Origin of the sequence: Sulfurimonas sp. RIFOXYD2_FULL_34_21, assembly GCF_001830805.1 — a bacterium.
Lineage (GTDB): Bacteria > Campylobacterota > Campylobacteria > Campylobacterales > Sulfurimonadaceae > Sulfurimonas.
Map to the genome: position 1 here is coordinate 226,706 of NZ_MICH01000015.1, position 12,016 is coordinate 238,721.

Sequence of the window (12,016 nt, forward strand, 5' to 3'; positions counted from 1 at the left end):
ACTATATTTTTATATTCTGTATCTATAATAATACTAAATGAATTTAAAATTAGAGGTTATAAATTTGTGTTATACTATATAAATTTTTTTAAGGTTTAAACATGTTTAATATAAGTTTGAATAAGAAACTTTTTTGGATTGTTGCCTCTCTTATTATTATTTCTAATTCTCTTTTGACTTTTTACATGTACACTCAGAATAAGAACCTTGTAAAATTAAGAGCGGCTTCAAGAGCAGACTCTCTAAGAGACTATTTTATTTCTATGAGATATGTTTACCATCATCAGTTTTTAAATAGCAGTTTTGATATAAACGAAACTACTGTCGGATTTTTACCTGCTCATGCTTCTACACTAATAAGCGACAAATTTGCAGAAATTTCAAAAGACAAAATAACAATAAGAAATGTTACCGATAGATATAGAAATCCAAAAAATAAAGCCGATAAATTTGAATTAGAAGCGATAGAGTATTTTAAACAAAATCCTGATAAAAAAGTGTTGATAAAACAGATAAAACAAAATAATAAAGACATTATTAATTACACCTCACCGTTGATTATAGATAAATACTGCATAAGTTGTCATGGAAGCAAAGAGGAAGTTTTTCCATCTATAGTAAAAATGTATGATGCGGGATACGACTATAAAATAGGCGATATCAGAGGGGTTACAAGTATTAAGATTCCACTTGAAAATTTAACTAGTGAAACAATGGACGGTTTTTATGAAATCACGTTTTTATCTTGGTCAAGCATACTTTTATTGTTGATACTGATATATTTTGCAATTAAAAATTTAACTCTAAAAGATGTTAAACAAAAAATAGTTTTAGAACAAGAGGTTAGAGAAAAAACTGCTCATTTAGAGTACCAAAAAAATGAGTTAGAAATTGCAAATATAAATCAAAAGCATCTTTTTTCAATACTAAGAACCGTAGCAGACTGTAATCAAATTCTAATTACTTCTAAAAATATTGATGAACTTATTGATAATACTGCGCACTCTATGCACTCTAACACAACCTTTGCAAGCGTTAAAATCTCACTTTTTCAAAACAATCAGTTGACAGTAAAAAGCTCAATAGGACTAGATGAAGATTTTAATATTACACCGCTAGAATATGATGTTTTTAAAAATAATCGTGCCGTACTTTTAAAAAGTTTTGATGAGACATTACCTGATGAGTGCAGAGAAAAAGTAAAAAAATATAATATTACGGAAATTTATTCGCTACCGCTTAGAAAAGAGCATTATGCAAAAGAGGCAATAGGTGTTATTTCTATTTGCACAACAGAAATAAAAGGACTAAGTGAAGAAGAGCGAGAAATGATAGAAGAACTTGCAGGAGATGTCGGTTTTGCTATAAACTCATTTCATCAAAAAGATGCCATAAATCACCTCTCATTTTATGACCTGCTTACAAACCTGCCAAATCAGAAGCTGTTTGAAAAACATTTAACACAAGCACTTACAAACAGCAATAACAGTAAAAATTACGGGGCAGTTTTATTTTTTGATTTTGACAATTTTAAAAATGTAAACGACCTGATGGGAAAAGAAGCAGGTGATTTTATTTTAACAAATACTGCCGATAGGCTAATTCTAACTTTAAATAAAGCCTCTATAATCTCCAGATACGCAAGTGATAAGTTTTTAATTCTTTTAGAAAACATCTCGTCTTCAGAAGATGAAGCGGCAATTATTGCAGAGGAATTTGCGAACGAGATACTTCTACTGACAAAAGAGCCATTTAGCATAAAAGAGCAATTCTTTTATCTAACAAGTAGTATCGGGATAGTTCTATTTTTTGACCATAACGTAAATATAGATACACTCTTAAATCAAGCCGAATACGCTTTAAGAACAGCAAAAAGCGATGGAAAAAATATCATACGTTTTTATAATGAGTCTCTTCAAAATATGACAAAATCAAGATCTTCAATGCTTCAGCATTTAAAAGAAGCTCTCTTGGAAAATCAGTTTTTTGTAAATTATCAAAAACAGGTTGACTCAGACTCAAAAGTTACAGGGGTTGAAGCGCTACTGAGATGGCAGCATCCTGTTATGGGGCTTATTTCTCCTGCACAATTTATTCCGCTTGCAGAAGAGTCCGGTATCATAAAAGAACTCGGTGCTTATGTACTTCGTGAAGCTGCAAACCAACTCATTGCTTGGAAAAACAACGAAATAAAAAAAGAGTGGAGAATTTCCGTAAATGTAAGTCCGCTACAATTTAGAGACATTGATTTTGTAACAAATATTAAAAATCTAATATCTTCAACTTCTATGAACCCGACAAAATTAAGAGTTGAATTAACAGAGAGCGTACTAATAAAAAATCAAGAAGATGCTATGCAAAAGATAAAAGAGCTGAGCAAACTTGGTATATCCGTTTCAATAGATGATTTTGGAACAGGGTACTCCAGTCTTGTATATTTAAAACACCTTAAGATAAATGAACTAAAAATTGATCAATCTTTTGTTTTTGGACTTGAGACAAACAGTTCCGACAAAACTATTATTAAAACTATAATCGCAATGGGTGAAGAGTTTGGTTTTGAAGTTATTGCAGAAGGGGTTGAGACAAAAGAGCAGTTTGATATGCTCAAAAGTCTTGGATGTAAATACTTTCAAGGCTATCTTTTTGCAAAACCATGCATGGCATACGAGCTATAAAAGCTCGTGCATTATTAAAACTGAGGTTGAAGAAAAGGTATAACCTGCTTTTTACGGCTCAAAACTCCATCAAGCCATGCTTGGTTATTTTGAATTTTTACTTTAAATGCATTCTCCACTTTAGTTATATCATCACTAATGCAAAGAAGTTGTGACCCTTCTTTCATAATATCCGTTAAAAGAATTATAATTGTATGAAGACCATCTTCTTGTTTCATAAGTTTCATATCTTCAAAAAGTTCATTTATTCTGCTCTCTAGTACAGAAATATCAACCATCTCCAATTGACCGACTCCTACTTTAGTGCCGTTCATATCAAATGCTTTATAATCTCTCGTATTGAGATTTCTAGCGCTTGCACCTTCTACTGCAGATTTAGCTATAAACATTTGCATTGCAAGAGCTTTATAATCTTCTATGCCGCAAATTACGGAAAGCTCTTTAACCGCTTTTGTATCATTTTTAGTACATGTAGGAGATTTAAAAATTACCGTATCACTCAAAATCGCACACATCATCATACCCGCGATATCTTTTGGGATAGAAACTTTATGATAATCATACATCTCTTTTATAACGGTATTTGAACAACCAATCGGTCTTATCCAGCACTCTAAGGGAGTATCAGTCGTAATATCTCCTAACTTGTGATGATCTACAATACCTAAGATTGTTGCTTCTTTTATATCTTTTGGCGCTTGAGCAAGGTCAGAAAAATCAACCAAATAAACGCTCTCTCCTGCGTAAGATGTTTTAAGTTCGGGAGCAGTTGCCCCGAATTTGTTTAATATAAATTCAGTCTCAGGAGATATATCACCTTGACGTGTTGCAATACAATTTTCGCCTAATTGATTTTTAAGATATGCTAAAGAGATAGCTCCGACTATAGAATCAGAATCCGGATTTGTATGACCGAAAATATATGTTGACATTGAGTTACCTTTTGAATTTTTTTTGCAATTATACTAAATTTTTTCAGATGAAAAAACTTAGGAGTATCATTTATTGCAATAATGATATAATTTTTAAATGAATGAACAGCTAAAGAATATTACACCTGATATATTTTTATACCATGGACTAATCATTTTCGGCGAGCTTTTGGTAATATCTGTTTTAGTACATATGCTCTACAATAGACGTTCTCCTGCAAGCATAATAGCTTGGCTTCTTTCAATGATACTTCTACCGTATGTGTCTGCCGTTTTATATTTTATTTTCGGTTCCAGAAAAAGAAAAAATAGATATAAAAAAGAGAGTATGAAACTGCAAAACGGTAAATTTGTTTATAATATTTTTAATACTACAAAAAATAGAGAGTTAATCTTGTACACAGACTCTACAAAAGTTTATGAAACCTTTATGCAGTGTATTGAAGAGAGTCAAAATTCTATCTATATAAGTACATATATTTTTGGATACGATGAAGTTACAAAAAAAATTATAAAAGCACTAACAAAAAAAGCAAAAGATGGCGTTAAAGTAAAAATACTCATTGATTCACTGGGTTCAATTATCTTGTATCTGTTTCAAAACAGACTCAAAGAGCTAAGAGATGCAGGTGTCAGAATTGAGTTTTTTATGCCTATATTTGAGATGCCTTTTAGAAACTATATAAACTTAAGAAACCATAGAAAAATTTATATTTTTGACGATAAAAAAGTTTTAAGCGGAGGAATAAATTTATCCAATGAATATTTAGGAGAAAAATATAGTAAAAAACGATGGGAAGATATTATGTTTTTAATAGAAGGCTCATCTGTAGAGCATTTTTTTGATGTCTTTGCATCTGACTGGTTTTATGCTTCTAAAGAAAAACTAGACTTTACCAATAATTATAAAGAGGAGCAAGGCGAAATATTTTTGCAAGTTATTCCTTCAGGACCGGATGTAGATAGAGATACTCTTTATGAGATGCTTCTTTCCGCCATCTACTTAGCAAAAGAAAAGATTTATATTATTACTCCATATTTTATACCAAACAATGCGCTTATTCAAGCCCTGATTATTGCACATCATAGGGGTGTAGATATAAAACTGGTTACACCAAAAGAGTCAAATCACACTATAGTAAATTTAGTCAGAAGCTCATACATGAGAGAACTTGAAGAGTCCGGTATTGAGATATATCTCTACAACGGTTCAATGCTACATGCAAAAGCGATGCTATTTGATGAAGAGTGCGTAATGCTAGGAAGTGTAAATTTTGACAATAGAAGCCTATTTCTAAACTATGAAATTGCTACTTTTGTATATTCTAAAAACACTATAAAAGAGATAGATTTATGGGTTCAAACACTTCTACAAAATTCATCCCTTGGCACAAAAGAGGTCTCTGCACCTAAGAGAATTTTTGAAAATCTTATGCGTGTGTTGGCACCGCAGCTTTAAAGGTAAAGTAAGATTCATGTTTAAACCGCAAAATCTAATAAAATCACTACAACATCAAGATATAAAACTCCAAAACGAGTTTAGCATTTTATGCTGGAATGTAGCAAAACTTACACTAAAGAGTTCATACAAAAATTTTATTGATTTGCTTATAAAAAACTATGATTTTGATATACTGCTTTTACAGGAAGTGAAAAAGAGCATTTCAATAGAGTTTGATTTATCAAATTATTCATATATATTGTCTCCTAATATCCAAACAAAAAGACATGTTTTCGGTGTTTTAAGTGCTTTTAAAACATCATGTGAAAGTGAGTTGTCTCTGCTTACAAAAAAGCAGGAGCTAAAGTATGCAACCCATAAAGTATCGCTAATAACACATCATAAAGTATCAAACGATAAAACTATTCTCATGGTTAATCTACATGCTATAAATTTTGTAAATAACAGTGATTTTAGAAATGAGTTAAATTATATATATACAGCTATTAAATCCCATGAAGGAGCTATGATAGTTGCAGGTGATTTTAATACATGGAATTTAAAGAGAGTCCAATTTTTAAAAGAGTTTACAGAAGCTTTATCACTTAAAAAAGTTGAGTTTGAAGATGATAAAAATCTTAAAAAGATTTTTTCAAACTCAATAGATTATATATTTTACAGAGACTTGGAACTAACATACTCAGAAGTCATTAACAGTAAAAATATTTCAGACCATAACCCAATTATCGCAAAATTCAGATACTAATCTATAAACTCTACAACATCGTTAAAATCAAGCCTTAACTGCGTTGATTGTTCATTTACTCTATATCCAAAAGGTAGCACTAAAGATAGTTGATATTTATTAGTATCAAGGTTTAAAACTCTCTCTGCGTCCTCTTTGTCAAAACCTTCTATAGGACAACTGTCAATTCCTAAAGTTGCCGCACATGTCATCATATTTGCCGCTGCTATATATGTCTGTCTTGCACTCCAGCAGAGTATATTTTCATCACTGCTTAGTGTTTTTTTAAGATGTTTTGCGTACAAATCCATGTAAAAGTCAAGTTTCTCTTGAGGCATCTCTCTTCTTAAAAATCTCTGCTTTACGACTCCGCTCTCAACTTTTAAACTCTTAATCGCAGCAAGAACAATTACTAAATGAGAACATGTAGTAATCTGAGGCTGATTCCAGCAGTGAGGTCTTATTTTAGCTTTTAGCTCTTCATTTGTTATGACTAAAAACTTCCATGGCTCCATTCCAAAAGATGATGGAGATTTGCGCCCTGCTTCTAATATCTCTCTTATATCTTCATTAGATATTTTTCTGTTTTCATCAAAAAGTTTACATGCATGTCTAAAATCCATCGCCTCTTTAAATGTTTTATTCATTTATACTCTCTTATTGTCTCAAGATACGGTTTTAGATTTTCTAATCTTTGTAAAAAATCGAAATCCTCATTTTTGTTCTTAGCATTTGATTCTATTTCTTGTGCTATTGTAATAACTTTTTCAAAACATAAAGAAGCTGCGCCACTTTTTAAATTATGAGCATTTATAAGAATTACGCCAAAATCTTTTTTATCGATTGCATTTTCTAAATTTGTAACTATTTTTTCTAAAGAAGAAGCATAACTTTTAAAAAGTTTTTCGATTATATTTTGTGCTAAACCCATCTTTTTTTCCGCCATCTTAAGAGACAATCCTATATCAAGCATCTCATTGTTTTCTTTAGTACCTTCTTTACTTTCAATCTTTAAGGCTACTTTCGTTTCTTTTGAGATTTTATTGCTATATTTAAGTAGTATAGTTTCAAATGCTTTTATATCTATAGGTTTTGTCAGATAATCTGCCATTCCTGCGGATAAAAACTTCTCCTTGTCTCCTTCAAGCGCATTGGCGGTCAAAGCTACTATGGGTGTTTGTATATTAAATTCATTAACCAATATCCTAGTTGCATCCATACCGTTCATAATTGGCATATTTATATCCATAAGTATTAAATCATACTTATTTTTTATAGCCATATCTACTGCTTCTTGCCCGTTTAATGCAAAAGCATATTCTATATTTTCAAATTGTCCTAAAAGTTCAGATACAAGAATCCTGTTTATTTCATAATCTTCGGCTATCAATATTTTTAAATTTATATTATTATAATCTTTGCTTTTTTGAACGTCTGTATCTATTAATTTTAAACGCATAAGTTCGTTATATAATATAGACGGAAAATCATCAAATATTTCAATATGCTGACATCTTGAGTTTTCCACACATTTATCTGCTTTTGTAAGCAGTAATATTCTGGCTTTTTTGAATTTTTTTGAAAACTTTTCATCTTTTGAAATAATTACTGAATTAGGAATATCTAATTTTTTATCAAAGTCGTCTATAACGATATAATCAACTTTGTAAGAGTTTAGCTGCGTCGATAAATACTTGAGCAAGGTTTCGTTCATGTTATAAACATATACTTTAAAATCATTTAGATGCTCTTTTAATGTACTGTTTGCCGCACAATCTATATAAGAAATATCAAAATAGAACTTGCTTCCCTTTCCTTCTTCACTCTCTAATTGAAGCCGGCTTCCCATAAGCTTGCTCAAAGAGCTTGATATGCTAAGACCCAGACCCGTTCCGCCGAATTTTCTCGTGGTCGAACTGTCAGCCTGTGAGAACGGCTCGAATATCTTATCTTGGCGATCTTTAGGAATACCTATACCGCTGTCTTGAACTATGAACCTTACTTTTTTTTCATCCTTAGTGACTATACTTTCTATTTTTATATATATTGTTCCATGTTCATGAGTGAATTTTATAGCATTACCTATCAGATTTATCAATATCTGTTTTATGTGGAAACTATCTATTCCTATACATTCAGGAAGAGCAGAATCGATGTCTATTATATATGACAGGTTTTTTTCTCTGGCCTTTTCGGCTAAAAGCATAAGAGTATCTTCAAACTCCATAAAAGGATTTACATTCGATATCTCAATCTCGCTCTGCCCGCTTTCAAGTTTTGAAAAATCAAGTATATCGTTTATTATCTGTATCAAGGTTGCCGTAGAGCTTTTTATCAGCTTTGTGTATTTACTCTGTTTTGGATCAAGCTGTGTCTTTGACAAAAGCTCTGAAAAACCCAAGATAGAGTTCATCGGAGTTCTTATCTCATGACTCATATTAGCTAAAAAGTTAGCTTTTTCTCTCTCTGCTTCTTGAGATTTTATTCTCGCTTCTTCTATTTCTGTAATATCCGTAAATGTGGCAAGATATGTTTTTTTATTCTCTATATCTATTATCGCTACCTTTACGCTGTAAACTCTTTTATTTATCATAGCAAGATGAACTTTTTGGGATTCTTCTAAAATAGGGATAACCCAAAGTTTCTCATCTGTGCTAGATTTTAAGAAGTTTTCTCTCTCTTCAAAAAGCTCACATATACATTTATGTTTTTCTTTGAACTCTGCAAAAGAGTTAAATCCGAATACTTCATAGAACTTTCTATTTACCTCTATTACCCCGTCTTTTTCATCAAAAAGGACTATAATGCTCTCTTGATTATCCAATATAACAGATACTCTTTGTTTTTGAGATTCAAGCTTGTTTTGATATTCTATGGCGGCGGTTATATCTTCTCTTAAAGCCATAAACTCAACAATATCGCCGTTTCTATTTAAAAGAGGAACTACCACGGCATTTACGTAATATGTCGATCCGTTTTTTTTCTTATTTTGTATGATACCCTGCCATACTTTTTTATCTAAGATTGTCTTCCACATATCTTCAAATATTAATTCAGGAGTATCAGGATGTCTTACTATGTTATGGGGGCGTCCTATGAGCTCTTCTTGAGAGTATCCGCTTATCTGTACAAAATTATCGTTCACATACCTGATAATTCCGTGCGTATCGGTAGTGCTTACTATGAGCGAAGTATCTATAGCCTCTTTGTACTGCTTTAACATGTAGATCATCTCTTCGTTTTCATCTGATGTTTCTTCTAGAAGTTTTTGAAGATGGATATTTTGCTCTTTTATCTTAATATTAGCTTTTTCAATATCTTGAGAATTTATATCTATGGTATGTTCTAAAAATTTTTTTTCCTCATAAAAATCATCATAACTACTAGAAACATCCTCAATGAATTCGGAGAAATTTTCAGGCATCAAGGAGATATCGAAACTTTCTCCAAAGTATCTCTTTAATTGTCTTTTTAATAAACGATTCATATCAGTCTTCGTATATTGCCGTTAGGGTCATAGTCTGATTATGCAGTTCGCATCTCATTTTGTCCTTTTTAAACGGTGCTATTTCACCGTAGGAGTAAAAACCTACAAGATTTATATTATCTCCTAAAATATTGCCCACCTCTTCTAGCTCTTCGTCTATTAACTGACCCAACACTATCTTACGACCAACACAGCTAACTACAAGACCAAGTGCCGGTTTAGAGTTAGCGATGGTTATCTCGCTTGCTGCTTTTCCAGCCCCGTCTATCAGTTTATCAATATCCGGCTTCATTAATCTTGCCGAATATCCATTAGGTACGTCTCCTGCAAACGTTATAGACTTTTTATCTTCATCAATCGCCAAAAGCGTTCTTATGATTTCAGGATCGTTACTCTCTTTTTTTATACTAAGAGGAAAACGAAGACCGCTGTTTGGCAAATCATCCGCATATTGTCCTAAATATCTTTTGTATAGATCAAGTGCAGGTTCACCATCTATTTCGTACACTACGTTACCCTCAGATCTGGTTATAGTTCTGTATGTTCCAAACTCACTCCAACCACCGAAACAGCCGCTGCTTATTTTTAGATCTTTTCCATAAAAACCTACAGCTGCTATTCTCCCCTCTTTTGCCTCATCGTCACTTAAGACGAAAGTCTCTTGAAATCTTGCACCGTCACCGGCTAAACCGCCTGTTACATGTACACCGTGCAGTGAAGCGTTCATACCTCTGACCAGTTCGGAACCGTTTACTTTTAAACCGTCTGAGAGCACAAATACATGCTTCAACCCATCTTTACTTAATTTATCAACAAGTTCAGATGAGAGCTCTTCCAAAGTAGTACTATCTGTAAAATCCACACTGCATACCTCTACTTTCGAGCTTTCAAATTCTACGGCAGTCATTACAAGAGAATTTTTGGATATCTCTTTTCCCAGTATATTGCCTGATGATGAAGAACCCACTATATGAGCATTTGGATAACTGCTTTTTATTTTATAAAACGTATCTTTATTTTTAATTATATCAGTATCACCAAAGACAAATACTATATCAGCATCCTCTTTTTTTTCTATGTTATCAGAAACATATTTCCAATTACCGTTTTTATCAAGTATCAAATTATCTATAAACATCACTCTCTCCTACTCTTCAAATTTTAAATATATCTCTTTTATCTTATCGATATTTTTAACGAACAACTCTACTAACTCCGAATCAAAATGTTTTCCAGACTCTTTTACTAAAAAATCTTTTGCATCTTCAAAGCTCCATGGATCTTTGTAAGGTCTTTGAGAAGTCAAGGCATCAAATACGTCTGCAATAGCGGTTATTCGCCCGTATATATGGATTTCATTACCTTTCAATCCTTCAGGATAACCATTTCCTTCATACTTTTCATGATGTGTTTTTGCTATTAGCGCACCTGCTTGAAGATATGGATTTTTACTATTCTTTAGTATCTCATACCCTATGACGGAGTGAGTTTTCATTATCTCATATTCATCATCTTCTAACTTTGCCGGTTTTAATAGAATATTGTCTCTTATACCTACTTTTCCTATATCGTGCAGAGGTGAAGCAAAAAATATTATATCCTGCTCTTTTTCACTAAAACCGTACTCTTTAGCAAGTAGCTTTGAATAGTGTGCAACTCTTGAAATATGACTCCCTGTCTCAGGATCTCTATACTCTGCTAGTCTTGAGATGATTTCAAGTGCTTCATGTTCTCTGTCAATAAGGTCTTCGGTAGCTTTTTTAACCTCTTCTTTAAGTATGTCGTTAAAATTTTTCAGCTGAAGCTTAAGTTGGATTATTTTTGTAAAATTCTTTATTTTTGCTTCAAGCTGCGCTATATCTACCGGTTTTGTCAAAAAATCCGCCGCACCTACTCTTAGAGCTTCTATCTTTAAATCATGATCATCATCAACTGCGGTAACCATAATAGGAATAAGTTCATCTTGAATACGAAGTGCTTGTGTTATAAGTTCCAATCCATCCATCTGAGGCATCATGTAGTCCGCAAACATCATATCTACCCGATTATTTTTTATATGTTCTAAGGCTTCAATAGGATCTTGGAAGCTTTGTACATATATACCCATCTCTTTTGCTATTTCTTCTATTAGAATCAGATTCATAAGAGTATCATCGACAGAGATTACTTTTAAACCGTTCATATATTCTATCCTTATTTAATTTTTTAATATATCATAAATAACTTTAAATAATTTTTTGTCAAATAGTGATAATATTTTAAAAAAGAAGATTTTATGCTGTGTTATTGCAATAGTAAAAAAGAGTTTAGTAAGGGTCGCGAATCGTTTTTTTAAATAATACATAAAAACCATCTACACCAGAACAACTTATAAGAAGTTGATACAGCGCTTATGTTTTAGAAGACGGTTATTTCATAGTAAAAACTACAGATAAAAAGAATCATTTTGAAAATGATGGGGATTTGCGCTCTGCTTCTAGTATCTCTCTTATATCTTCATTAGATATTTTTCTGTTTTCATCAAAAAGTTTACATGCATGTCTAAAATCCATCGCCTCTTTAAATGTTTTTTGCATAATATACTCCTCTACAATTTTATAAAAAAATTATATACCCCAAATTGCTAGTTAAACAAAAAGGCTTAATCCATAAGAAAGACTCGTAGCAGAGGGATTCTTATAAAAGAGAACATAACAGCACTGTTTTGTTTAGTGTATGATTTATTAAAAGCTA

Annotated in this window: 8 protein-coding genes and 1 pseudogene; 3 read left to right on the top strand and 6 right to left on the bottom strand. The window is 32.0% G+C overall.

Annotation, left to right across the window (positions count from 1 at the left end; genetic code table 11):
- Positions 1-101: 101 nt before the first annotated feature.
- The gene (locus A2530_RS11235) at positions 102-2,678 is read left to right on the top strand and encodes an EAL domain-containing protein (RefSeq protein ID WP_294885287.1); all 2,577 of its coding nucleotides are present in this window, start codon (positions 102-104) and stop codon (positions 2,676-2,678) included.
- A gap of 14 nt (positions 2,679-2,692) precedes the next feature.
- Here the strand turns inward: A2530_RS11235 and A2530_RS11240 are convergent, their stop codons facing one another.
- Positions 2,693-3,610 (bottom strand): manganese-dependent inorganic pyrophosphatase, encoded by a 918-nt coding sequence (locus A2530_RS11240; RefSeq protein WP_294885286.1) that lies wholly within the window; start codon positions 3,608-3,610, stop codon positions 2,693-2,695.
- 97 nt (positions 3,611-3,707) lie between these two features.
- Between A2530_RS11240 and A2530_RS11245 the strand changes: the two genes are divergently transcribed.
- Positions 3,708-5,069 carry a phospholipase D-like domain-containing protein gene (locus tag A2530_RS11245; RefSeq protein WP_294885285.1) on the top strand — a complete coding sequence of 454 codons (1,362 nt, stop codon included), beginning with the start codon at positions 3,708-3,710 and terminating at the stop codon, positions 5,067-5,069.
- Positions 5,070-5,085: 16 nt separating this feature from the next.
- On the top strand, positions 5,086-5,817 hold the full coding sequence (locus A2530_RS11250; RefSeq protein WP_294885284.1) for an endonuclease/exonuclease/phosphatase family protein: 732 nt from the start codon (positions 5,086-5,088) through the stop codon (positions 5,815-5,817).
- On the opposite strand, the gene A2530_RS11255 is transcribed toward A2530_RS11250, so the two are convergent.
- The 5 genes and pseudogenes from A2530_RS11255 to A2530_RS11275 all read right to left on the bottom strand — a co-directional run.
- Complete coding sequence (locus tag A2530_RS11255; RefSeq protein ID WP_294885283.1) at positions 5,814-6,443, bottom strand: NAD(P)H-dependent oxidoreductase; 630 nt, start codon at positions 6,441-6,443, stop codon at positions 5,814-5,816. The genes A2530_RS11250 and A2530_RS11255 overlap by 4 nt on opposite strands.
- Complete coding sequence (locus A2530_RS11260; RefSeq protein ID WP_294885282.1) at positions 6,440-9,283, bottom strand: ATP-binding protein; 2,844 nt, start codon at positions 9,281-9,283, stop codon at positions 6,440-6,442. Before A2530_RS11260 ends, A2530_RS11255 begins: the two co-directional genes overlap by 4 nt.
- Position 9,284: 1 nt before the next feature.
- The gene (locus A2530_RS11265) at positions 9,285-10,421 is read right to left on the bottom strand and encodes an FIST signal transduction protein (RefSeq protein WP_294885281.1); all 1,137 of its coding nucleotides are present in this window, start codon (positions 10,419-10,421) and stop codon (positions 9,285-9,287) included.
- A 9-nt stretch (positions 10,422-10,430) separates the two neighbouring features.
- Positions 10,431-11,465, bottom strand: a complete 1,035-nt coding sequence (locus A2530_RS11270; RefSeq protein ID WP_294885280.1) for an HD domain-containing phosphohydrolase — start codon at positions 11,463-11,465, stop codon at positions 10,431-10,433.
- A 271-nt stretch (positions 11,466-11,736) separates the two neighbouring features.
- A pseudogene (locus A2530_RS11275) lies at positions 11,737-11,859 on the bottom strand (NAD(P)H-dependent oxidoreductase); the annotation flags it as partial.
- Positions 11,860-12,016 lie beyond the last annotated feature (157 nt).